The organism is Pedobacter quisquiliarum, from assembly GCF_014642175.1.
Lineage (GTDB): Bacteria > Bacteroidota > Bacteroidia > Sphingobacteriales > Sphingobacteriaceae > Pedobacter > Pedobacter quisquiliarum.
Genome location: NZ_BMIL01000003.1, coordinates 40,217 through 64,604, shown reverse-complemented (window position 1 = coordinate 64,604; position 24,388 = coordinate 40,217). Strand labels below are relative to the sequence as shown.

Genomic DNA, 24,388 nt, shown 5'->3' with positions numbered 1-24,388 from the left:
TCCTTCATTAAGCTAATTAATGGTGGTATTCTCTATATTTGAAAATTAATACAATTGCATGCTTGCAGAAAAACTTCAAAAAGCAAATTCAGAAAAGCCTAAGCCAAACATCCTAGTTATCGGTGACCTGATGCTGGACCACTATATTTTTGGTAGTGCTACCAGGCTTTCACCAGAAGCTCCGGTTCCAGTTGTCAACGTGCAGCGGGAGCGGAAGATTGTGGGCGGTGCAGCCAATGTAGCGTCTAATCTAGTGGATCTTGGTGCTTCGGTGACCTTAGCTGGCATACTTGGGGATGATACCTTTGGGTCGGAGATCATCGAGATATTGTCGGAAAAGAATATTGAAACGAGCCTGATCTTGAAAGACGACTCCAGGAAGACAACCGTTAAAACTCGTGTGATTGCAGGTACCCACCAGATTGTGCGGATCGACACAGAAGATATCCACGACATCTCTGCTGCACTTAGTGCTACATTCTTATCCGGTCTGGATGAAGCAATTGAAAAAACAGACATCGTCATTTTATCAGACTACAATAAAGGTCTGCTTACTTCTGAATTGTCGCTTGCCATCATTGCACGATGCGACGCGCTTGGGAAGAAAATCATTGTAGATCCTAAGGGTCTTGACTACAGTAAATACAATGGTGCTTACCTGATTAAACCAAACCGTAAGGAACTTGCGGAGGCGGCAAAGAAGGTGAGCGTTCACACCCAGGCGGACCTTGAAAGCGCTGCTTCCATAATCTTTGAATGCACGGCTGCAGCCTACCTGATTGTAACGCTGTCGGAAGGTGGCATCGCCATCATCACCCCGGACGATTCCAAAATTCTGCCGGTTGTGGCCACAGAGGTTTACGACGTTACAGGTGCCGGAGATACTGTGATGGCCACTTTGGCCTACTGTTTGTCGCTTGGCTTCGATATCGAAGATGCTTGCAGGTATGCAAACTTTGCTGCTTCTATTGTAATCAAACAGATCGGCAGTGCCACAACAACGATTGACGAAATTATAAATGCCATAAAAAATATACGTAAATGATCGTGGAAGAACTGCAAAGTCACCAACAAACCCTATCCCGGGTAATTGAAACCTTGATCCCGGCAATAGAGCAGGGCTCAAATATGCTGAGTACTGTTCTGCGTTCAGGTGCGAAGGTTTTGATTGCTGGTAACGGTGGAAGTGCCGCTGATGCACAACATATCGCCGCAGAACTGACTGGTAGATACGTGAAGGAACGGAAAGCACTACCAGCAATTGCACTTACTGTAGACACGTCTGCACTTACAGCCATATCTAATGATTACGGATTCGACCACGTGTTTTCAAGACAAATTGCCGCACTGGCACGTCCCGGGGATCTGTTAATCGCAATTTCAACAAGTGGTAACAGCAAGAACATCATTCATGCGCTGCATACCGCGAAGGAATATGGATGTGTGACTTTAGGGCTTTCTGGAAGAGACGGTGGGGAAATGAACGCGTTATGCGATCTGAATATTGTTGTTCCTGATGATACGACCGCAAGAATCCAGGAGATGCATATACTTATCGGACATATTTTTTGTAAGGCTATTGATGCAGAATACTAGCCGTAAATTTACCGACCTACTTTAACACAAGCGCCATGAAGTTTTTAGAAGATAAGATATTTTCAAGGGAAGCCATCGTCGCCAAAGCCGATGAATGGCGATCATCTGGTAAAAGAATTGTCTTTACCAATGGCTGCTTCGATTTGCTGCATGCCGGCCACCTTGCTTATCTTTCTGAGGCTGCTAGTCTCGGTGATGTCTTGATTGTCGGTCTGAACAGCGATAGCTCTGTTCAAAAGCTGAAAGGTCCAAGCAGACCTGTAAATAACGAGCTGAGTAGGACGGCGATGCTGGCGAGTATGTTTTTTGTAGATGCCGTAGTGCTCTTTTCTGAAGACACTCCCTTGGATTTGATTAAGGCAATCAAACCTGATGTTTTGATTAAGGGTGGCGATTATGAGATCCAACAAATTGCAGGTGCAGAAGAAACCATCGCTAATGGCGGTGAAGTCAAAGTATTGAGTTTTCTGCCAGGTTATTCTTCAAGTTCAATTATTGAAAAGATAAAAAACAGCTAAGGTGGAACAACCCAGGAAACTATTGGTCATCAGGTTCAGCTCTATGGGCGATATCATCTACACCACGCCTGTGGTGCGCTGCCTAAAACGACAGCTTCCTGGTGCGGAAATCCACTTTCTAACGAAACAGCAGTTTAAATATATCTATGAACACAACCCCTATGTAGATAAACTGCATATCCTCAAGCCCAAGCTTAAAGACACGATCGCTGACATCAAACTTGAAAAGTTTGACCTCATCATTGATCTTCATAATAACCTTCGGACTACAATCATAAAACTCAGCACGGGTCTACCTGCCTCTACCTACAAGAAAGATCGCCTGCGGAAATGGCTTGGCCTAAAACTAAAATGGACTGCCTTCTATCCAAAGGAACATCTGGTAGAAAGGTATTTAAAGACGGTGAAATTCCTGGGGGTTGTAAACGATGAGCAACCAATAGACTATTATGTTGCCAAGGAATATAAAGTGGAGGACTTAATTCCCGCAACACACGCGAATGGCTTTGTTGCCTTCGTGATTGGTGCCACACATTATACCAAGCGGATGCCGGTGGAGAAAGTCATAGAGATTTGCCGGGATATCAACGGCCCGATTGTGCTCATGGGCGGAAATGATGTGCTGGAGAATGCACAGCTTATTCAGACTGCTATTGGCGATAGGGTCTACTCAACCTGCGGTAAGACGAACCTCGATCAGTCCGTATTCCTAGTCTCTAAGGCTAAGAAGGTCCTTGGTTTCGATACCGGACTTACGCACATTGCAGAGGCCTTCAACATGCCTCTAGTTTCCATTTGGGGCAGCACAGCGCCGGAGTTACTAGGTGTCTTCCCGTATAAAGTCAAAGAATCCCTTGAAGCTGGTATTGACCTCCCCTGCCGCCCGTGCTCTAAGTTTGGCCGGGATGCATGTCCTTTAGGCCACTTTAAGTGCATGAAAGACATTCCTAACGCCATGATTACAGACTTCATCAATCGCTAGTACGCGATCTTGGTACACTATTCGCATATGGATAGGTATGAGCAAACAAGTAATACTGGTAAGACATGGAAACGCGAAGAGTGCCACCTACGGCATACCAGATTTTGATCGAACATTAGATGCATTAGGGATTAGTGAAGCTCAGGAAATGGCGTTTCGCCTGAAAAACCGCCATCTTATACCGGAACTCCTGGTAAGCAGTCCCGCAATCCGGGCAATTTCTACTGCAAGAATATTCGCAGGTATCTGGAATAAAGAGCCTGAAGAGATATTGATCAAGGACTACATGTATGAGTCTAGCACGTCTGCTTTACTTCGGGTTGTTAACGGGCTGGAAGATGATGTAGACACCGTAGCGTTGTTCGGTCACAATCCCGAGATTTCTGCTTTCGCAGGATACCTCACATCGGATGATACCTATTCGATGGCAACATGTGCAGTAGTAATAATTGATTTTGATGTTGAGCAATGGAACTTGCTGAGCAAAGGCTTAGGAACAATGTTGTTATTTGACTATCCCGGGGCTAAAGGTGCCCAGTAGATGGTGCAAATACAACATAGTCACATATTGCCAGTTTGTAGAATTCTAGACCTGGATTTACAGGTATTAAAAGGTTTAGAACTTGAGGTGTTTAACCGTAAGCCCGTTGTTGCTTAACTGTTTAAGCGATTCGATTCCAATCTTCAAGTGCGTTTCTACGTAGGTGTTCGTTACTTTGCTATCACTTTCTGCAGTTTTTACACCTTCTGGTATCATTGGCTGATCCGATACAAGTAATAAAGCACCTGTCGGGATCTTGTTAGCGAAACCTGTAGTGAAAATCGTAGCAGTCTCCATATCTACAGCCATTGCACGAAGTGTCTTCAGGTATTTTTTGAACTCCTTATCATGTTCCCACACCCTGCGGTTTGTCGTGTAGCATGTTCCAGTCCAGTAATCTCTAGAATGATCACGTATCGTGGTCGAAATTGCTTTCTGAAGCGCAAAGGATGGTAATGCAGGAACTTCAGCCGGTAAATAGTCGTTTGATGTACCTTCCCCCCGAATTGCAGCAATTGGTAAGATTAAGTCGCCAAGTTGATTTTTCTTTTTCAACCCACCACACTTTCCTAAGAATAATACTGCTTTCGGCTGAATGGCGGATAGTAAATCCATCATGGTCGCTGCAAGTGGGCTTCCCATACCGAAGTTAATGATGGTAATGCCGTTCGCAGAAACACTTTGCATTGGTTTATCAATACCCATGATCGGCGCATCGTCGTTCCATTCAGAAAACATCTGTAGGTATTTACTGAAGTTGGTTAATAAGATGTACTTACCGAAACCTTCCAGCGGGCGTCCGGTATACCGGGGCAACCAGTTTTTTACAATATCTTCCTTAGATTTTAGGCCGGACTTCACCGGAGATTCTACTTCCTTCGGCTTTTTAGCCTTGCCAGTAGTTGGTTTCTTTTTTACGTCGATTTCTTCATTCATATAATATATTTTAGTTAATAAAATTTTGGGGTAAAAAAAATCCCCTTATTCAGGGGATTCTTTTTAAGCAGCTTTTAGCTTTTTAAAATCCGCCTTTTCAAATTTTTCCACTGCGTAGTCCAGTGTAATATTTAGTTCTTTTACTTCCGTATCTGACGGGATATCGAACATCGCGTCCAGCATTATTGCCTCGCATATCGATCTCAATCCCCTCGCACCCAGCTTATATTCCATGGCTTTATCGACAATGAAGTCTAGTACCTCATCTTCGAAGACAAGCGCTACGCCTTCATATTCAAATAACTTAACATATTGTCTTAGCAATGAATTCTTGGGTTCCGTCAGGATGTTGCGCAATGCTTCTTTATCCAGCGGATTTAAGTGCGTCAGCACAGGTACACGACCAATAAGCTCAGGGATTAAACCGAAAGACTTCAAATCCTGTGGCGTAATATACTTGTACAGGTTTTTCAAGTCAAGATCAGCATCATCCTTTTTCACCTTGTAACCCACTGCCTGCGTGCGCAGACGGTTAGCGATCTTACGTTCGATGCCATCAAAAGCACCGCCGCAGATGAAAAGTATATTGTTGGTGTTAACTGGAATCATTTTCTGATCCGGGTGTTTACGTCCGCCTTGCGGTGGAACGTTCACAATCGTACCTTCCAGAATCTTTAGAAGTGCTTGCTGAACTCCTTCTCCCGATACATCACGAGTGATGGACGGGTTGTCACTCTTACGAGCAACTTTATCCACTTCATCGATGTACACAATGCCGCGTTCTGCTGAAGCGACATCATAGTCTGCAGCTTGTAACAAACGGGTAAGAATACTTTCCACATCCTCCCCTACGTAACCTGCCTCAGTCAGCACTGTCGCATCACATATACAGAAAGGTACATGTAAGATCTTCGCGATGGTTTTTGCCAGAAGGGTTTTACCTGTACCGGTCTCCCCAACAAGCATGATATTAGATTTTTCAATCTCTACCTCATCATCCTTATTAATCTTCTGGCTTAATCGCTTGTAGTGATTATACACGGCTACCGAAAGCACCTTTTTTGCATCATCCTGACCAATTACATATTGATCAATATGCTGCTTGATTTCTAAGGGTTTAAGCAGTTTCAAGGAAGCATGGACGCCCTTGTTTTTCTGATTCCCAAACTCCTGCAATACCAATTGGTTTGCTTGTACTACACACTTATCGCAGATGTATGCGTCAAGCCCCTCAATCAACATTAAGGTATCCTGTTTGCTGGAACCACAAAATGAGCAACGAGATTCTTTTGTTTGTTTAGCCATCTTTTTATTTGTTGTGTCCTATCAATACCTCATCAATCATTCCAAACTCCTTAGCTTCGTCAGCTTTCATCCAGTAATCACGATCAGAGGCTTTCTCTACCCATTCGTATGTTTGACCTGAATGGTTAGAGATGATATCATAGAGCTCTTTTTTCAGTTTAAGCATCTCTCTTAAATTAATCTCCATATCTGAAGCAACACCCTGTGCACCTCCTGATGGTTGGTGAATCATCACCCTGGAGTGTGGTAAAGCAGCACGTTTTCCTTTTGCACCGGCAACAAGTAGCACTGCACCCATTGATGCGGCCATACCTGTACAGATTGTCGCTACATCCGGGCTGATGTACTGCATGGTATCATAAATACCTAAACCGGCATAAACGGAACCACCCGGTGAGTTTATATATATCTGAATGTCACGGTTGTTATCTGTAGACTGCAAAAATAGCAACTGCGCCTGAATGATATTGGCATTTCCATCATGGATAGCATCACCTAAAAAGATAATACGGTCCATCATCAGTCGAGAAAACACATCCATCTGAGCTACATTTAACTGGCGCTCCTCTATAATATACGGGGTCATGCTTTTCGGATTGTTATTGGTTCTGCCAATGAAACGATCCACATTCAACCCGTTAATACGATGATGCTTTACAGCATATTTTCTAAATTCATCTTTGTCTATATTCATCTGTAAGTTGTTTCTATTTGTCCTATCCCAATAGTACTAATACTAAATTGGTAATTAATTGTTGCAATGTAAAATTTGAATCTGGTATATAAGTAAGGCGGCCTTTAAAAGGCCGCCTTACATGAAAAATATTAAAGAAACATTGTTTTTAAACAATTAGTTCATCTCTATAAATTTATTATAAGCGATTTCTTCTTCATTGATTGTTGCTACAGATTTGATGTGATTAAACACTTTAAGTGCCTTAACTTCTTCAAATATTCTGTTCGCGTTATCTTTCTCCTGAAGGAAGGTTGTTGTGTACTGCGTTAGCTGATCATCAGGCATTGGCGCAGGGCTGTACATTCTAAATTGTGCGGCTAAACGCTCTTTAGCTGTAGCAAACACTTCATCATATTTGATTTCGATATTGTTGTCCTTGATGATTTTGTTCTCAATCAGCGTCCACTTCAGATTCTTAGCGAAGTCTTCATAGCCTTCGTTCAACTCCTCGTCAGTTAACTTTTCGTTAGTCGCTTTCAACCATTTACGTAAGAACTCATCAGGAAGTTCCATTTTCACTTCGTCAGTAAGCTTAGTATACATATCATTCTGAAGTTTACGGTCAGCATCTTGCTTAAACATGCCTTCAATTTCTTCAGTGATTTTAGCGGTAAAACCAGCCTCATCCGTTACTACACCTTCTCCAAATATTTTATCAAAGAACTCTTGGTTCAAATCAGCCTCTTCCAAACGGTTTACATTCTTAACCGTTACCTGGAAGGTAGATTTCATTTCTTTTGCTGCTTCTTCAGTAATGTCTAACAATTTAGCAATGATGTTTTCATTGTTATTGAAAGCTTTCTGAAGATCCAGTTGAAGAACATCGTCTTTCTTCAAACCGATTAATGTGCTTTTTACAGCCTCATCAGTCACCTGATCTAAACGAATTGAACCAGTATGATTAATGCCACCTTCAAAAACTGAACCATCGGCCGAAAGTTCTGCTAATTCAGCATATAGCACATCCTCTTCTGCCGAAACTTCCGGGTTTGTCATTTTGCCATAGCTTTTACGGATATTCTTGATTCTTGAAGCCAGGGTTTCTTCATCAGCTTTAACTTGGTAAGCTTTGAATTGATCAGCATCGCTGATGTTTACCTCTACAGCAGGTGCCAATCCGATTTCGTATTCAAATTCGAAAGCATCAGTAAAGTCCCATTTGAATTCTTTAGTATCATCCATTTTAGGTAATGGCTGACCAAGGATTTCAACTTTATTCTCAGAAAGGTAGTTGTTTAAAGCGTCAGAAAGCATTTTGTTAATTTCTTCAACAAGGATGCTTCTACCGTACATTTTCTTGATGTGTGCTGCAGGAACCATGCCTTTACGGAAACCGGGGATGGTTGCCTTTTTCGCCTGATCTTTTATAGTCTTATCAACCTTCTCTGTATAATCTTCAGGTGCAATGCTTACTTTGATGATAGCATTTAGGTCGTTGATTTTTTCCTGTGTAATGTTCATTTTTTCAGAATCAAAAATTTACAATCTTTTTAATAAAAAAAATCCCCCGAAATACATCGGGGGAATCATTAGTGCGGATGAAGGGACTCGAACCCCCACGCCGTGAAGCGCCAGATCCTAAGTCTGGTGCGGCTACCAATTACGCCACATCCGCATCATTTAGGAATTGTTTTGTTCTGCAAATATAGAGATTACTTTTACTTATTGAAAAGCTATCCAACTTATTTTTGCATTCCATCAATAAAAGCCTAAATATCAGCCCAATAATTTTCAACTTATTTTTCGCTCCAACCCGATCACGATGAAACAAGGCGTTATGTTAGCCCTAAACCGGCCGCTAAATAGCCTGTAAACAAAAAAGCATGGATGTATCACCCATGCTTTTTGTTGATTGTCTTACCGAAATATGCACCAATTAACCTACTCCAGGCTATTTCTTGCGCTTTAAAGCACCTATTTTTTTACTAATCCTGGTAATCACCTTCCGAAGCATCAAGTGTCTATTACTTAAAACTCTGAAATTCTTGTACGGCGTCTGCTTTAAATATTGATGGAACAGGTCATAATACTCCGGTTGTGACTTATACGACTTGAAAATTGGTTTAATATTAAGATAGTGCACCAAAAAAGGATCCTCATACTTGTTGTCAGCAAAGGCATTCCATCTTGGGTCTAGCATTACCCATTGGTTTACCAGCACGACATTCAGACCGTACTGATCGGGCCATTTAGCATATTTAGTATTTTCGCTGATTACTTTGATGACTTTATTGGGCACGTCCATTGCACGCCATCGAATCGGGTCCAGCAACAATAGACCAGAGTTGAAGTAAGCGTCGTCGGCTTGTAGTCCAAGTTCCTTGTAATTGGCTACTCCGCCCCACTTGCTTAGCATCGTCGCACACCTGTCCTGCACGGCAGCAAAAAGCTTATCGCCAAGATCAACGTTCCACAGCTCTGATATATCTTTCAAGACAATCATGTCTACATCAAGATACAACATCTTCTTTGTTTCCTTCGGAATCAAATAGGGCGCGAATAATCGCATGTATACAGTTATCGGCAGCGCAGATATATCGTCAGGGAACTTAACATCTTTTGGCACCACCGTATTGGTCTTATGCCAAAAGAAAGTAAACATATCTTTACTAACGGTTTCCGAGATTAGCTTTATGTTTTTGGATGATATACCATCATCAATAACATGAACATGGATTTTTTCTCCAGATTTATGATTTAGCTCGATCGACTTTACTAAAGCGGAAAGCAGGATCGCATAGAAGTTGTCTGTAGCGACAACAAGGGTTATAGGGTCTGATGTTTTCATTGGTTATACTGCCTACTTTGTTGGCAAAACGCACTGGTAGATGAGCGTCCAAAACTACAAACATGAGGCCAATTTAGTCTTCACACTTTTTGACCATTATACTTTCACATTAAGTCTTTTTGAAGTTGAAAAAGGTAGCCTACGGCTTTAACCAAGCGGCTGCCGTACCAGGAGAACATCTCACCATCCACAATCCTCACGTGTGCTCCAGGCATCAATGTAGAGAATTCCGCGATGTGCTTTTCCCCAAAGGGATAAGGCTCACTTGATAGGAAGATTAACTGCGGGTTCAGTTGCCCGATCGTTTCTGTTTCCAAAACTGGGTATCTGGCTTCAGCCAAAACATTGTTCAAGCCAATCTTGCGCATTACATCATCAATAAAGGTGGCACGGCCTGCCGCCATATAAGGCTTCTTCCAAATCATGTAAAGTACGTCGGCGCTAATGCGACGTTCTAAAGCGAGTGTTTGTAAGTCTTTAAAACCTATGGAGATCAAATGCACCAGATACGCAGCTTCCGGCGCGCGGTCTACAATTTCCCCTACCCTGCTGATCATGTCCAATGCCTCATCAAGATTGGATATGTCGCTCATCCAAACCGGGAATTCTTCCTGGAGTAATTCAATCTCTTCGCGTGTATTCTCTTCTTTGTTCCCGATAATCAAATCTGGTTTTAGCGAGCGGATCAGTTCTATATTCAGCTTCTTAGTGCCACCGATCTTAAACTTGGCATGTACCTTTTGCTCTGGATGGATGCAAAACTTCGTTACCCCTATAACTTCCTGATTAAGGCCTAAATCAAACAGCAGTTCTGTTTGTGAAGGTACCAGTGAAATGATGCGTATTGGTGGAAACCCAAGTGTTATGCTGTTTCCCAACTGATCGATATAGGTTTTCTTCATAAAAAGTAAAGGTAAATGTCTGCGTGCACTTGCACGAAACATTTACCTTTCGATAAACAAACAAATAAAATGTTAACCTTACTATATGGTTGTTCCTGATGGAACGATTGCACCCTTTTTAACAACTACAATTCCATCCTTTACAGCATAGAACCCGAAGTCACCATCTGGCAGGTGCATACCGCCTTTGATCTTCACGCTATTCCCAATTCTACAGTTCTTGTCAATAATAGCGTTAGAAATCTCACAATCATCACCTATACCAATTAGCGGATGGCCGGCATCATTTTCCTCCTGTATCTGCTGTAAGGTCTGATAACGATCACTACCCATGATATAGGCATTCTCGATCTTGGTGCCACGGCCAATTCTGGAACGAATACCAATCACGGCATGACTGATGGCTTCAGCCTGTAGTATACACCCTTCAGCAATCACAGCCTTATTCAATGTTGTTCCAAGTATTTTTGATGGCGGCAACATGCGAGGTCTTGTGAAAATACTTTGATGACTATCAAACAAGTTAAACTTCGGTATGTCGTCAGTTAATCCAAGGTTCGCCTCAAAGAAAGAAGATATGTTACCGATATCGGTCCAGTACCCCTCATATTGATAGCTTAATACGCGGTACTGATTAAGCACCATTGGAATAATCTCTTTACCGAAATCTTTCTCATTCGGATTCTCCTCAAATATGCGGATCAGCAAATCACGGTTGAAGATGTAGATACCCATTGAAGCCAGGTAGTTTCTACCTTCAGCCTGCATCTCCGGACCAGTATCAGAACTCCATTCCTTAATCAATTCTGAATTCGGTTTTTCCGTGAAGGAGGTAATAATGTTTTCTTCATTCGCTTTAAGGATTCCGAAATCTGTACCATCTTTAGCGGTAACCGGAATGGTCGCAAGCGTCACTTCTGCTTTGCTCTCAATGTGCGCATTAACCATTTCATTGAAATCCATCTGATATAATTGATCTCCAGATAGGATCAATACATATTCAAACTCATGATTCAACAGGTGGTGCATCGTTTGACGAACAGCATCGGCCGTTCCCTGGAACCAGGTTGGGTTTTCAGGTGTCTGTTCAGCAGCCAGAATATCCACAAAGGCATCGCTAAAGTGGCTAAAGTGGTAAGTGTTCTTAATGTGCTTGTTCAGCGACGCAGAGTTGAATTGCGTTAGTACAAACATGCGGTGAATGCCCGAGTTCAAACAGTTTGAAATTGGAATATCCACTAATCTATACTTACCTGCAATAGGAACGGCTGGTTTGGATCTGGTCTGCGTTAGTGGTGATAACCTGGAGCCCTGGCCACCGCCAAGAATTACTCCCAATACTTTTTCAGTCATATAGTTAAGTTTATATTTGGTAAAAGTTGATGTAGTCCTGAGCTGATTTATCCCAGGAATGGTCAAGTGTCATTATACGTTTTCTAATCTCTTTTATAGCTTTTGGGTTTTGATATAGATGAAAAGCCCGGCCTATCGCGTGCTCCACATCCGGCACCGTCGCCTGTTCATGGCAGAAGCCAAAACCACCATCACCCACGTCAATAACCGTATCCTTCAGGCCACCTATGCGGCGCACTATCGGTATCGTGCCATAACGTAGCGCATACATCTGGTTCAAACCACAAGGTTCAACCCTGGACGGCATCAGCAAGAAGTCTGCTCCAGCATACATTTGATGGGACAGTTGCTCATTGTATCCAATATAGGTATTGTAAATACCCTTGTACCTATCTTTAAGCTGTTCCAGCTGATCCTCGACATGTTTCTCGCCCGATCCAAGCACCAGGATATTTAGCGCACCTTCACTTTGCCGCATCACGTTATCGAAGATCTGCGGCAGTAAATCAGCGCCTTTTTCACCAACTAACCTGCCAATAAATGTATACAAAGGCTTGTTTACATCCAGACCGAAAATGTTGCAAAGCGCCTGTTTATTTGCTTTTTTCCCCGCTTCAAAGTTCTTCAAATTGTAATTCTTCGCCAGCATGTTGTCCGTCGCAGGATCCCAAACGTCGTTGTCGATGCCATTCAAGATGCCGTGTGACTTGCCCCGCTCCCGCTGAAGCAAACTTTCCAATCCATTTGCGCTATAACTAACTTCTTCCATATAGCTCGGCGATACAGTGGAAATTTTCCATGCACATTTAATGGCTGAAGCCAATGGATTAATCGCCTTATCCCATTCCAGTTTGCCAGAGTTTCGAAGGTCAAAGATTGGAAGCAGATGTAGTTTATCCCAGCCAAATTGCCCCTGATACTGGGCATTGTGGATGGTAAATGCGGTAAGAACGGAATTCAAGCGCCAAAATCGCGGACAGTTTGATACCATAAATGGAATAAGACCAGTATGGTAATCATGACAATGAATCACATCGGGTTTGTGCTGCCACTGATGTATCCAGTCGAGCGCTGCCATTTGGAATGCTAAAAAGCGCTCCGTATCATTGTCGTAGCCGTAAACTTTAGGGCGATCAAGCAACCCTGGAATGTGAACCAGGTACAAGTCAAAACCAAGCTTATTCGACTTCTCTCTGATAATTCGTACCTGGTAATTGCCCGTGCCCATCTCCACCCAGCCTTCGTAAACCCCTTCAAACTCGTTTTCATTCAAAAACTTGTTATCATAGGCGGGCATCACAACTTTAGCAGTATGACCAATTTTGTTTTGATACTTCGGCAATGCACCCACAACGTCGCCAAGCCCACCGACTTTAGCCACTGGATAACATTCTGCACTGAAGTGTATGATTTCCATCTTTTATATGGTATTAAATAAATTGTTGAAATATAACAACTGAAAAGCAATCGAGTTTGCCCAGTATTCCCAATTATGTTCGCCAGGCCGGATTGTGAAATCATGAGGGACATTCTGGTACATCAGCTTGTCGTGCAGCGCAACATTCACCCGGTAGAAAAAATCATCCTTCCCACAGTCGATAATCAATCTGAGCTGACCTGGTTTAATGAGGTGCGTCAATTCAATTACTGAATGTGAGGCCCAACTATCCGGATTTTCATGGTAGGAACCCAAACGTTCTTTTATCGCCCAACTATCTGGAAATGGACGAATATCCACGCCACCACTCATGCTTCCTGCTGCCGAAAAAAGATCCTGATGTTTAATGGCCAGGTACAATGCGCCATGTCCACCCATACTCAAGCCTGTTATTGCACGGCCCTTCCGGTCATTAATCGTACGGTACCGCTTGTCAACATCAGGGATGAGCTCTTTTGTCAGATATGTTTCGTACTGCCATTTGGGATCTACCGGGCTGTCGAAATACCAGCTTGAAGCATTACCATCAGGACAAATGATGATCAGCTTGAGTTGATCGGCATGTTCTTTAATCTTTGGAACTGTTCTGATCCATTTACTATAATTATCACTGTAACCATGCAGTAAATACACCACCGGGAAGGTTTTTCCCTTGCTGTAATCTTGTGGTAGAATAACGACAGATTTGATATTCTTCTTCATGGCGCCGCTATAGGTTGATATCGTATCTACCTGTGCAGAAAACCCATGAAATGCAAATCCCAGGACCAACAAGGATATGTATAAGATTTGCCGATAAAAACCAATGATCATCACGTTACAAATTAAAGTCTGAATATAGAGATATTTATTCTAGGTATAAACATGCATGAAAATATCTGAAAAGGTGAAATTGTTTTCTTAAAACACAAGTTTCAATCTAATTTCAGTTAATGCATTGATAATGTTCCAGTTTAAATTCAAATTCATAAACTGCTAATTTAAACAGGAACCGAATGAAACATTTCAGAATTTCTTTACCGGCATTGCTGATGATATTTTTACTATTTCATGTGTCTTGTACAAAGAAAGGTGCTTCGCCCGCGCCAGATGGTCCCGAAAAGCCAACCGCACCCGGAACCCCGCCAAATCCTGCAAGCCCAACAACACCGACTAACCCTACAACGCCTACAAACCCGACGAACCCAACAAAAAAGGTCCTGATACCTCAAAGTATAACGACAGACAACTTAAAAGTAGAATTCAAATATTCCGTGACCGGTAATCGATTAACGGAAATCCGGCAGTCAAATGGAACGCGTGAAATGATCCTCTATCATGATAATGGGTTTCCAAAAGAGTATCAACGATTTTTGAAAGACGAGTTGATTTACCATGTCTATTATGTGACGAATGCTGATGGCTTAGTTATAAAGGCCATTCAATATGCAGTGGCATCTGGTGGCAAAGCGAAGACACTTTTAGGAAACTACCAGATTAGCTATGGAGATCACTTGGAAATAAAAACTATAGAATGGTATGATTTTACGAACATGCTTACCTCAAGCAGGGAGCATAAGTACAACGACGACCTGCAACTAATTAGTAGTCAATCTGCAGTTAAAACCTCAACCTTACAGTCTTTCCAATATGATGGTTCTGAGGGGATTTTGAAACACGTAACCCATGCGCAACTCATCGCCATTGAACACCCAGCCTTTTACATGCTGAACCAGAAATCAAATCTACAATCAATAAAACACGAGAACCACACTACGGAAGATCTTAGGTTTGAAATGCAGTATAATGTTGATGATTACCCCTCGGCAATCACGCAAATAAATGCAGCCAATAACCAGAAAACCTTCAAAATCACTTACAAATGAAATGACTACTTAGAAATTGCCTGATAGACCATCTCCAGCGTAAATCGAACAATTAGCAGCATTGCGGATACAAAAAGACCAAAGACAAAAGGATGGCCAAAGGTTTTACCTTGAAGGATTAACTTTCTAACGATGAAACCCGCAATGAAATAGTTAAGCAGAATAACAAAAACAACGCTGCTGTAATTTTTGGAAATCAGCTCATAGACAAAAAGCAGCACACAGAAAATCATGATACCCCATTTCGCAGATTTCCAGATCTCCGGTGCTGTTGCAGCGTGCGGGTTGGCATGCAGCTTCCTTCTTTCCAGCATACGCTCAGTCAGTGCAGGATTATGCAACACACGTTTATACATCTCCCGATCTGCGGCTTCCACCGCCTCCGCTTGGTAGTGGGAACGTTTTTCGATAATGACATTCATCAACTCATCGTCGGTAAGCGCCTGCATTTTTGCACTAAAATTATTTTCCATTATTCTTCCTTATCACAAGCTCATGATTATGAACTTCCGCCAAATCTACTGCTTTTTTGAATTCAGCAATACTTTCGAAGGTTAATTGCGCTATTGTTCTTGATTCATAAACAACTGTAAAAGCATCAGGCTCGAACGGCCAGTCTTCAACGACCAAAGCACCATCTTCGGACATGAAAAAACCGTAAGACTTCTGATCGGGGCCATTACTGATCTCTATCTTTCTTTGTTCCGGTTGAATCAACCCTTGGCAGATCAGCAAAGAAAAAGCATCACAGAATTCAAGCAATTCGTAGGAGGCATCAATATCCTCCAGTGTTGCGCCCGACTCTTTCAACCATTTCCGCTCCTGCTTCTTCATTTCCTTGCAAAATTCTTTTGCAGCGATATCCTTACCATGCACAAAATGTATGTGTCTGGCTGTAAGTAAAGCGATGTAGCGGCTCTTTGTGAGTGCCATTTCCAGTTGTCGCTTACACATGTTTGCTCTGAATCCGGTCATCTTAAAATCAACCGGACCGCCGTTTTCGTTCAACAGCTGATCATCCTCGAACTCGTTATACACATCATCATGTTCAGCGGTTGCGATGAGCGTTTCCAACCAGCGCGCTGGTTGATTAGAGTTTTTCCAGCGCGCACAAATCTGCGCTGCAATCAATCCGTGTGCACGTTGTGTGATTATTTGCCAGCCGGCTTCTGTGTAATTTACAATCATGGATAAACAAAAAAATCCCAAATCGAAACTTGGGATTTAAATATTATTGGTTTGTGGTCAGTTAACTAGCTCTGGCTATCATGCCCTTCAAGTTTCACAAGCTTATTGTAAATACCTAAAAGTAAAAATGGAGCAGCCCATTGTCCAACAAATAATGCGGTATGTTTTTGTCCAAGGCATTTTAATGTTAAAGAGACGCCCATAGATCCTAACGCAGCCCAAAGAAATATATCAGATGGCAGTTTAGCAGTTTGTTCTTCAATTGTTCTTGCAACAGGTCCTTCTTTGTGTTGCGGGTTGTCTTGTAATTCCATAGTTAGTCCTCCGATTAAATGAATAATAATTTAGGTTCTTTTGCTATATATTACAGGTATTCAGGCCTTTTGTTTACGATAATTTGATTAACAGTATATACAACATTTGGAAAAGTGTTAATACGTATCTGCTTCATCAGACTACTCTAGGCCATCACGAAGCTGCTGAAGTTTCAACTTACCCATAGCCGTAAGCACGGCATAATGTTGTACATGTTCCCGGTGAATGGTCACATAGCCATGTGCTTCCAACTCTTCGTACTCGTGCTCCATGCCACCTAAAATAGATGAGCTCTCCTGGTGTTCAATCGTCTCGAGCATGCGCAGCAAATATTCTCTTTCCATAATTTTATATTTAGTTAATTATATAACAATTATGTTTTCAAGGAGTTTCAATTATTTCGCTTCCTGAACATTGCTAATCCTCAGGGCGCTCCCTGGGGTCCGCCATTTTCACAATTCTAGGCATGAAGCTACCTAAAACATCTACCAAATCCCCCTGTGCTTTCATAACAGCATGGATGTCTTTGTAAACCATTGGCGCCTCATCAAGGCCGGATCCAAGCAACGTTATGCCATGTGTTTTCAGCAAATCATGAACAGCATCCTTGCTGATTTCTTTGAATGCACGGTTCCTGCTCATCAAACGCCCCGCACCATGAGAAGCAGAATCTATGGCGGCCGGATTGCCCTTACCTCTGACCAGAAAACCCGGACTTGCCATGGAACCAGGTATAATCCCCAACACACCTTCACCTGCGGGGGTAGCACCTTTCCGGTGGACTAACACTTCCCTGCCATCAGACAATTTCTCTTTCCATGCAAAATTATGATGGTTCTCTATGCGCAGAATGGGCTGTGCCTGTAGCTTTGTAGAAATCTTATTATGTATCTCGTGGTGATTTGCGGAGGCATAATCGCCAGCAAGATTCATCGAAATCCAGTACTCCTGTCCTTCTGCGCTGTTCAAATCCAACCAGGCGAGTTCACGAGCCTCCCGTGGCAGGACTGTTTTTTCCATCGCAAGCTTGGAATAATAGTTGGCGATGGTTGCGCCAAAACCACGAGATCCAGAGTGAGATAGTAAGGCCAGATAGTTACCGGCCGGCAGATCATCCAACATACCATCGGCGATACTAAAGGTGCCCCATTCCACAAAGTGGTTCCCGGTTCCTGAAGTACCTAGTTGCGCATAAGCTTTGTCCTTTAAACTTCTGATGAGTTTGGTGGCTGACCATTCATGCCGGTCAAAGATGCTGGTATCATAGTAATTCCTGCTCTTGCCACCCACACCAAATACCGTGTTTTCGTTAAGGATCGTCTTCAGACGGCTAGCCTCTTTTTCAAATGCGCGATCAGAAATGTCGTAAATACTCAGGCACATGCGACAGGCAATGTCGACACCCACCGCGTAAGGGATAATGGTGTTCGTATCGGTTGCTAGTACCCCTCCAATAGGCAGTCCGTAACCGGAATGTGCATCCGGCATCAGTGCGCCAGCAAGGGAAATGGGCAGGCGCATGGCAACATTCATTTGATCGATGGCTTTTTGATCAATATGTTCTGCTCCGTAAATCGGGAATTCAGGTGTCGCAGCTTTGAGGTCGTAAGATTTTGAATCTGTTTGCGGTAATGCATCCTTTCGCTGCTTTGCCAGAAGTAGCTCTGCTAAATACCGAAACTTACTTCCTTTCTCGTCCGCGAAAACAAGCGGGTTCTCTATTACCTCCGCCAATTTAGATAGCAGCTCCCGCTTAGAGATGTCGTTTTTCTTCAGTAGCCCATTGCATACCTGCTGAAATTTCGTCTGTAGTTTGGCATCGTTAATGCCCAATGCGGCAAAATCTTCCTTATTAATCCATGCTTTCTTCATACAAGTTTAGCTAGTAAATAGCGGAGAATTAGATTCATGGCCCCGCTACAGTTTGGTTGCTAAACGTCCGCAAAAAGCGTACTAAAGAACTACAATGGATTGAAAGTACTAGATTAACGTATTACTTAACGCGAAAAGCCTGCTTCCCGGACAGCAGATCCCAGAAAAGGATGAAGTCGCTCGCAAGACTAAATCGGGGATACTTAAAAGTTGCCGGTTTGTTCTTTTCGAAGAAGAAATGGCCTACCCAGGCAAATCCATAGCCAACAACTGGCATGGCTAGCAGGAAGAGATAGGTATGAAACAGTATGGCTGTAATGAAACACAGGATAACCAGGCCGGTACCGATGAAGTGTAGGATCCTGCTGGTTAGATTACGATGCTCCGATAAATAGAAGGGGTAGAATTCGGCAAGCGTCTTAAATTCTTTTTGTTCCATATTGCTCTTTATTTAATCTTCAAAAATAAGCTATTAACGTTAGTGGCTGGTCTTGGAATTATAATATCTGGTGTTTCTTGAGAAAGGATTCCAGCTCACGTGGATGCACATCCATCAATAAGGTTTGAAAACCTGCCTGTTTTGCACCTACAAGATGTTGTGGACTATCATCAATGAACAGTGTTTCTTCTGCGACAAGACCATTCTCCTGGATGACCTTTTTGAATATCTCGACATGAGGTTTTCGCAAGAACATGTCTTGTGAGTAATACGTCTTCTCAAAAAGACTGCTATTATCTGGCATGCCGAATTCGCGATCCAGGTAGCTGATGATGTATTTGTAATGGATGACGTTATTGTTACTCAGCAAGAAGGTTCTGTATTTCTCGCGCACCTTCAACAGGGTGTCGTGTATGGTGGGTGGAACTCCAATTAACAAGCTGTTCCAGGCAGCATCAATTTCCGCATCAGTCAGATTCGGGTTTTCCGCTGCAGCCCTTATGCCGGCCCGGAATTCATCTTCAGAAATCGATGCCGTTTCGAAGTCATCAAACAAAGTATTGTGTGTTTTATGAGCGAAAAAATCTTCAATATTGGCAATACCTAGCTGAGCAAGAGCCACCTGGGCCTTTTTGAAGTTGATTTCGAAGATAACATTACCGTAATCAAAAATAATATTTTTAATGTTTTGCATAAAAACTGTTTTCAAAATTGAATGTAAATATGTAACATTGCACTCGCAAAATCAACATCGATTTTACGCGGGCCTATAGCTCAGTTGGTTAGAGTAGAAGACTCATAATCTTTTGGTCCCTGGTTCGAGCCCAGGTGGGCCCACAACAAAAAAGCCGTTTCTATCATCTAGAAACGGCTTTTTTATTTAATACCTGTCTTAGTATCCAGGATTTTGCGTCAGGTTGTTGTTACCTGAAATGGCTTCTGTCGGAACAGGGAACCTATTCAAATGCGCAGAACCTGAAGGCTGGTGATCCCACCATCTTCCGGAGGTGAAAACCTTCCATCGAATCAGGTCTGTTCTTCTCCTGCCCTCACCAAGGAATTCTATACTCCATTCATCCAGGAAGCGATCCTGATCCAGATTTGCAGCTGTAACCGGGTTTGGATCTACGCCACCAGGGAAGTTACGCTTACGCACACTATTGATCAGGTCAGCCGCTCCAGCACGATCGCCGGCACGCCATTTACATTCCGCAAGCATGTAGTAAATCTCTGCCAGACGAATCACCGGATTGTCCGCGCCCCAGCGAAGTGTATTTTCAGATAGTGGCGGAATTGGTACCTTCACTGGTCTTACACCTGTGTTTTCCTCTCCAGTCGACATCTTAGATTCCAGCTGTGCGATGCTGCTGTACTTCTTACCCGGACCAACTTCTGAGAACCTGGCCACTTGATCCCGGAACACTAAAGGTTGATCTTTATACTCCTCACCGCCTTTGATAACTGCTCCCGCAGGTGACACGTGTGGACCGTTCAAAAACATACCTTCATACCCGCCGTTACCTAAATACTTGTAAGGTTTTTTACGCAGGTCGGTATTATCGAATGTTTCAAACGGCGACCCCAATTGGAAATCTGCTTTATAGAGTGTGCTATCAGGCTTCCGCGATGGTGTTAGGTGCGCTCCATTATTAGCACCCATGTCGGTATTGAAATATTCCCTCGTATTGTAATGGTAGAAGTCTGCATAAAACCAGCTGTACTGTAGTCGGTTGAACTGTGAAGGTATCGACCAGATGATCTCTGGAGACCGGTCATTGGCAAAGCCATGTGGCCCGTTCCAGGTTGCATCCAGCGTATAGGTGCCATACTCACCGTTTATGATTGCCTGTGCAAGTTGCTGTGCTTCCGTGTACATAGGCTTGCCAATATACGCCTCCGCGTTAAAGTACAGCTGTGCAAGCATAGAAGCAGCCGCAGCCTGCTTCAAAACACCTTCTTCGGTTTCGCCGGCCTGCTTTTTCTTCAGTTTAGTCAAGGCTTCTTTAAGGATGCCTTCGATGTGACTAAACAGTTCCTGATCTGTATTCCTGGGTAGTGACTCCTGATCTAAGGAGGTAAAAATTGGCATTCCACCGAAGTAGTCCAGCCCTCTTAAGTAAAAATAAGCTGCCAGGGTATTAAGCTGATTTAGATGGGCATCCTTATCTTCCTGCGTCAGTGCAAACTTTGAATAATCCAGTTTCTCAAGATCCTGCTTGGTGTCCAGCGCAAGCGCTACGCCCATGAGTGTGCCGCGCCATGATCCCCAAATCCAGCCATCATCCGGTGTCCAGCGGTGATAGTGGTAGCGCTCATTTTCACCACCATTATACCAATGCCGGCCCTTTGTGGTAATGGCAAAGTTATCGGCGGTATATTCCTGCAGGCGCCACCTATCTTCACCCATATACCAGGATGCATGTGTAAACGGCCTGTTTAAGGCTGCGAGAACATCTTTCTCGCTCTGAAAAAATGTCTCTGGAGTAACCTCTCTGTAGAACTCCGGCTCAAGCTTGGTACAACTTCCCATCAAAACTCCGGAAAGTGCAATGGCCCATATGTATTTCTTTTTCATCTTTTATCTATTAAATAGGTTAGAAATTCGCCTGTAATCCAAACATGAATGTTCTGGTTTTAGGATAGGCATTTCGTTCTTCAAAACCAGGCTCTAAACCGTTGATGTTTACTTCAGGATCTAAACCGCTGTATTTGGTAAACACAAATAAGTCACGTCCGGAAGCATATAACCTCAAGTTCTTCAATGGCTTCACCCAGTTTTTATTGAAAGTATAACCAAGGCTTATTACGTCTACTTTAAGGAAGTTTCCTTTTTCCAGCCAGTAGTCACTTAGCTCCTTCTCACCACGAATATCCTTGTGTTTCTCATATGCGTCTTTCAACACGTTTTGACCTTGAACATTTGGCAAACTGTAATACATGGCAATCATGTTGAACACATCGTATCCCAACCAGCTTCGCAGATAAACACTTGCATCCCAGTTTTTATAGCGAACACTGTGGTTCCATGACAATTGTAGTTTGGGAATACCGTTACCAATAAAGCGTTTGTCAGCATTGGTCTTGTTACGCTGCGTTACGTCAAATACTTCATTGTTTTCATCATACAGCTGCCAGTTTCCTTCAGGTGTAAATCCTGCAAACTGCCAGATGAAAAATCTGCCGATTTGTTCTCCAGGGTACAAGCGTACGGCGTTTCCTGGTGATCCCGGTGCAGGAAATCCTTTTCGGTCAGAGAAAGTCTGACTGCCGTAAAGTGAATTCAGGGTGCTCTTGTTATGAGAAGCTACAAGACTAGTGGTATAGTTCCAGTCCGAGCTATTTACGGCGTTGTAGGTTAGTTCAAACTCGTAGCCTTCGTTTTGCATACTACCAATGTTCATGGTTGTTTTATCATGAATTGCTGGCGGCTGTGAAACACTGATGTCGTAAATCAAATCATCAATCTTACGTTTGTAGTAATCAAATCGACCCGAAAGTTTTCGTTTGAAGAAGGCGAAGTCCATACCAATGTTGTATTCTTTTTTAACCTCCCAGCGGATGTTCTGATTCTGGTTGTGGCGAACACCATAGGTGCGGATCCAGTTTCCATTCACCAGATACCAGGTGTCGGCGCTGTACATCCTTGTAGCAACATTCGCGTTAAAACCCTCATTCCCGGTTTCTCCGTATCCTGCTCTGAACTTCAGATCATCAAACACATTCAGATTCTTGATAAAAGATTCTTCAGAAGCTCTCCAGCCCAGCGACAATCCAGGGAAGGTACCCCAACGGTTGCCAGGTGCAAACTTAGAGGACCCTTCATGTCTTATCGCAGCTGTTAAAATGTAACGGTCTTTGAAGGAGTAGTTCACCCGTCCGAAAAAGGCGGCTAGCTTAACAGTTGGGTTTTTAAATGAGCCCAGCCCTGCACGGCCATCTACCAGGAATGTACCGGTTCCAAGGTCATTCTCCCGGATGCCATCTACCGGGAAGTTGGAGTTATTTGCATTAAATCCTTCTCCATTGAAATCCTGATAGCTATAACCACCAACAGCGTTGATAGAGTGTTCGCCAAAGCGCTTATTATAGTTCAGGGTCCATTCGAAGATCCGATCATCATACTTGTTGAAATCCTGACTTCCGTAACCATCGATACCATTCAATCGGGATTCCCGGTGTTGAGCAGATCTGTAATAACGTCCATAGTCGTTATTACTTTTAATACCGAGCGTACCCGAGGTAAACAGATCCTTCGTTAAATTGATTTTCAACGTGGTATTCGCCAAGAGGTATTTGTATTGTCTTTGATCAGACCGTAGCGCAACCTCTGCCAATGGGTTCCAGTAATCATAACCGCCAACCAATACATTATACCCCGTTATATCCGAAGCATTATAAGGCGTCTCGGTCGGATTAAGCACCAGTGCCATATTAAACACGTCATTATTACCGAAGTCTGCAGTAATCTGATTGTAGCTGATGTTGGTAGATAACTCTGCCACACCATCGAACATTTTGAAATTGCTGTTTATACGTCCCCCAATCTCGTCCCGCTCCGAGCCGATGGCAATACCTTTGGCGTTTCGCTTGAAGAGCGTGGTATACAGGTTGGCATTCTCAGAACCGCCACTCATGCTTAAAACATAACGCTGACTAAACGGATTATCTCTGGTAACTTCCTTATACCAATCGGTTCGGTGACCAAGATCTTCGCCAAGTCCATTCGCTACGAATTCCTCTGCAGAGAGCATTTCGGGCCTTTTGCGCACTGTTTCTGTAAATAGTTCTGATGTAAAGGTCACAACCGGCTTGCCTGCCTGCGGTCTTTTAGTAGTAACCAGGATAACACCTCCAGATGCCCTTGTACCATAGATTGCAGCAGCCGAAGCATCCCGCAGGACGTTTATAGACTCTATATCTTCTTTAACGACCGAGTTAAGATCGCCTCCAGGCACCCCATCGATCACCACCAGAGGACCCTGTGATGCATTTACCGAGTTTACGCCCCGGAGTTGAAGCGATACACCAGCATTCGGATCCGTTCCGTTTGAAGAACTGATGTTCAGACCGGGTACTTTTCCCTGAATTGCGATGAGTGGTGATACCGCACCAGCGATCAGATCCTCCTGACGAAGCGTTGAAACTGAACTCGTAAGTTCCTTTCGATCAAGAGATCCATAACCAACAACTACAACTTCGTTGAGGTTGGCGGCATCTTCTTCAAGGTTGACCGTAATTTGGCTGCGACCGTTTAAAGGAATTTCCTGGGTAACATAACCCGTGTAGGAAACTACAAGGACCACATTGCCAGTAACATTAGCAATACTGAAGTCCCCGTCCGTGTTTGTCACCGCTGCCTGGCTTCCGCCTTTTACACGGACTGTTGCGCCTGGCAGTGGCGTTCCAGTTTTGTCGGTAATCTTTCCTTTAACGTTTGTTTGAATGGCGGCTCGTACCCAGTTCTTATACTTTAATTCAGCAGATACTGGTGTAGTTGCAAAGAGTGAACTTCCAGGAAGCAGCAACATTCCTGTTAAATTCAAAACAACTATAGCCCTTTTTAGAGTAGGTCCATGGCTTACCCATGGTTCAAGACCTTTAGTTTTGTTCATAC

The 24,388-nt window shown here is 43.2% G+C and carries 24 protein-coding genes and 2 tRNA genes; 7 read left to right on the top strand and 19 right to left on the bottom strand.

What is annotated here, in order from left to right; translation table 11 throughout:
• Window positions 1-58: 58 nt before the first annotated feature.
• From rfaE1 to IEW69_RS05030, 5 genes are read left to right on the top strand one after another with little or no spacing between them, the layout of a single operon-like run.
• Entirely contained in the window at window positions 59-1,045 is a 987-nt protein-coding gene (rfaE1, locus tag IEW69_RS05050) for a D-glycero-beta-D-manno-heptose-7-phosphate kinase (RefSeq protein WP_188625746.1), read from the top strand.
• The gene (gmhA, locus tag IEW69_RS05045; RefSeq protein WP_188625745.1) at window positions 1,042-1,596 is read left to right on the top strand and encodes a D-sedoheptulose 7-phosphate isomerase; all 555 of its coding nucleotides are present in this window, start codon (window positions 1,042-1,044) and stop codon (window positions 1,594-1,596) included. Before rfaE1 ends, gmhA begins: the two co-directional genes overlap by 4 nt.
• A gap of 35 nt (window positions 1,597-1,631) precedes the next feature.
• Entirely contained in the window at window positions 1,632-2,114 is a 483-nt protein-coding gene (gene rfaE2, locus IEW69_RS05040) for a D-glycero-beta-D-manno-heptose 1-phosphate adenylyltransferase (RefSeq protein WP_188625744.1), read from the top strand.
• Window position 2,115: 1 nt separating this feature from the next.
• On the top strand, window positions 2,116-3,096 hold the full coding sequence (locus tag IEW69_RS05035; RefSeq protein WP_188625743.1) for a glycosyltransferase family 9 protein: 981 nt from the start codon (window positions 2,116-2,118) through the stop codon (window positions 3,094-3,096).
• Window positions 3,097-3,133: 37 nt separating this feature from the next.
• Entirely contained in the window at window positions 3,134-3,637 is a 504-nt protein-coding gene (locus tag IEW69_RS05030; protein ID WP_188625742.1) for a SixA phosphatase family protein, read from the top strand.
• A 75-nt stretch (window positions 3,638-3,712) separates the two neighbouring features.
• Here IEW69_RS05030 and IEW69_RS05025 read toward each other — a convergent pair whose 3' ends face one another.
• The 10 genes from IEW69_RS05025 to IEW69_RS04980 form a co-directional block, all read right to left on the bottom strand.
• A complete protein-coding gene (locus IEW69_RS05025; protein ID WP_188625741.1) occupies window positions 3,713-4,573 on the bottom strand; it encodes an AMP nucleosidase in 861 nt (286 codons plus the stop codon).
• Window positions 4,574-4,636: 63 nt separating this feature from the next.
• Window positions 4,637-5,878, bottom strand: coding sequence for an ATP-dependent Clp protease ATP-binding subunit ClpX (gene clpX / locus IEW69_RS05020; RefSeq protein WP_188625740.1), 1,242 nt, complete (start codon window positions 5,876-5,878; stop codon window positions 4,637-4,639).
• A 4-nt stretch (window positions 5,879-5,882) separates the two neighbouring features.
• Window positions 5,883-6,572, bottom strand: coding sequence for an ATP-dependent Clp endopeptidase proteolytic subunit ClpP (gene clpP / locus IEW69_RS05015; RefSeq protein ID WP_188625739.1), 690 nt, complete (start codon window positions 6,570-6,572; stop codon window positions 5,883-5,885).
• Window positions 6,573-6,728: 156 nt separating this feature from the next.
• A complete protein-coding gene (gene tig / locus IEW69_RS05010; protein WP_188625738.1) occupies window positions 6,729-8,075 on the bottom strand; it encodes a trigger factor in 1,347 nt (448 codons plus the stop codon).
• Window positions 8,076-8,147: 72 nt separating this feature from the next.
• Window positions 8,148-8,229 (bottom strand) — tRNA-Leu (locus tag IEW69_RS05005).
• A gap of 276 nt (window positions 8,230-8,505) precedes the next feature.
• Complete coding sequence (locus IEW69_RS05000; RefSeq protein ID WP_188625737.1) at window positions 8,506-9,402, bottom strand: glycosyltransferase family 8 protein; 897 nt, start codon at window positions 9,400-9,402, stop codon at window positions 8,506-8,508.
• Window positions 9,403-9,506: 104 nt separating this feature from the next.
• Window positions 9,507-10,304 carry a helical backbone metal receptor gene (locus tag IEW69_RS04995; RefSeq protein ID WP_188625736.1) on the bottom strand — a complete coding sequence of 266 codons (798 nt, stop codon included), beginning with the start codon at window positions 10,302-10,304 and terminating at the stop codon, window positions 9,507-9,509.
• An 81-nt stretch (window positions 10,305-10,385) separates the two neighbouring features.
• Complete coding sequence (locus IEW69_RS04990; RefSeq protein ID WP_188625735.1) at window positions 10,386-11,657, bottom strand: glucose-1-phosphate adenylyltransferase; 1,272 nt, start codon at window positions 11,655-11,657, stop codon at window positions 10,386-10,388.
• Window positions 11,658-11,667: 10 nt separating this feature from the next.
• Entirely contained in the window at window positions 11,668-13,074 is a 1,407-nt protein-coding gene (locus IEW69_RS04985; protein ID WP_188625734.1) for a glycogen synthase, read from the bottom strand.
• Window positions 13,075-13,077: 3 nt separating this feature from the next.
• Window positions 13,078-13,797 carry an alpha/beta hydrolase gene (locus IEW69_RS04980; protein ID WP_229663520.1) on the bottom strand — a complete coding sequence of 240 codons (720 nt, stop codon included), beginning with the start codon at window positions 13,795-13,797 and terminating at the stop codon, window positions 13,078-13,080.
• 293 nt (window positions 13,798-14,090) lie between these two features.
• On the opposite strand from IEW69_RS04980, the gene IEW69_RS04975 reads away from it, so the two are divergent.
• Complete coding sequence (locus IEW69_RS04975) at window positions 14,091-14,960, top strand: hypothetical protein (protein WP_188625732.1); 870 nt, start codon at window positions 14,091-14,093, stop codon at window positions 14,958-14,960.
• Window positions 14,961-14,965: 5 nt separating this feature from the next.
• On the opposite strand, the gene IEW69_RS04970 is transcribed toward IEW69_RS04975, so the two are convergent.
• The 7 genes from IEW69_RS04970 to IEW69_RS04940 form a co-directional block, all read right to left on the bottom strand.
• Window positions 14,966-15,433 carry a hypothetical protein gene (locus IEW69_RS04970; RefSeq protein ID WP_188625731.1) on the bottom strand — a complete coding sequence of 156 codons (468 nt, stop codon included), beginning with the start codon at window positions 15,431-15,433 and terminating at the stop codon, window positions 14,966-14,968.
• A complete protein-coding gene (locus tag IEW69_RS04965) occupies window positions 15,423-16,148 on the bottom strand; it encodes a DUF3891 family protein (protein WP_188625730.1) in 726 nt (241 codons plus the stop codon). The genes IEW69_RS04970 and IEW69_RS04965 overlap by 11 nt, the downstream gene beginning before the upstream one ends.
• A 65-nt stretch (window positions 16,149-16,213) precedes the next feature.
• Window positions 16,214-16,462, bottom strand: coding sequence for a hypothetical protein (locus IEW69_RS04960; protein ID WP_188625729.1), 249 nt, complete (start codon window positions 16,460-16,462; stop codon window positions 16,214-16,216).
• 141 nt (window positions 16,463-16,603) lie between these two features.
• Window positions 16,604-16,807 (bottom strand): hypothetical protein, encoded by a 204-nt coding sequence (locus IEW69_RS04955; RefSeq protein ID WP_188625728.1) that lies wholly within the window; start codon window positions 16,805-16,807, stop codon window positions 16,604-16,606.
• Window positions 16,808-16,880: 73 nt separating this feature from the next.
• On the bottom strand, window positions 16,881-18,335 hold the full coding sequence (locus IEW69_RS04950; protein WP_188625727.1) for an RtcB family protein: 1,455 nt from the start codon (window positions 18,333-18,335) through the stop codon (window positions 16,881-16,883).
• A gap of 121 nt (window positions 18,336-18,456) precedes the next feature.
• Window positions 18,457-18,774: an Mpo1-like protein gene (locus IEW69_RS04945; RefSeq protein WP_188625726.1), complete on the bottom strand. Its 318-nt coding sequence runs from the start codon at window positions 18,772-18,774 to the stop codon at window positions 18,457-18,459.
• A gap of 58 nt (window positions 18,775-18,832) precedes the next feature.
• Entirely contained in the window at window positions 18,833-19,468 is a 636-nt protein-coding gene (locus IEW69_RS04940) for an HAD family hydrolase (RefSeq protein WP_188625725.1), read from the bottom strand.
• A gap of 69 nt (window positions 19,469-19,537) precedes the next feature.
• On the opposite strand from IEW69_RS04940, the gene IEW69_RS04935 reads away from it, so the two are divergent.
• Window positions 19,538-19,611 (top strand) — tRNA-Ile (locus tag IEW69_RS04935).
• 55 nt (window positions 19,612-19,666) lie between these two features.
• Here the strand turns inward: IEW69_RS04935 and IEW69_RS04930 are convergent.
• Together IEW69_RS04930 and IEW69_RS04925 are read right to left on the bottom strand one after the other, a co-directional pair.
• Window positions 19,667-21,349: a RagB/SusD family nutrient uptake outer membrane protein gene (locus tag IEW69_RS04930; protein ID WP_188625724.1), complete on the bottom strand. Its 1,683-nt coding sequence runs from the start codon at window positions 21,347-21,349 to the stop codon at window positions 19,667-19,669.
• A gap of 19 nt (window positions 21,350-21,368) precedes the next feature.
• Window positions 21,369-24,386, bottom strand: coding sequence for a SusC/RagA family TonB-linked outer membrane protein (locus IEW69_RS04925; protein WP_229663519.1), 3,018 nt, complete (start codon window positions 24,384-24,386; stop codon window positions 21,369-21,371).
• Between the last annotated feature and the right edge of the window lie 2 nt (window positions 24,387-24,388).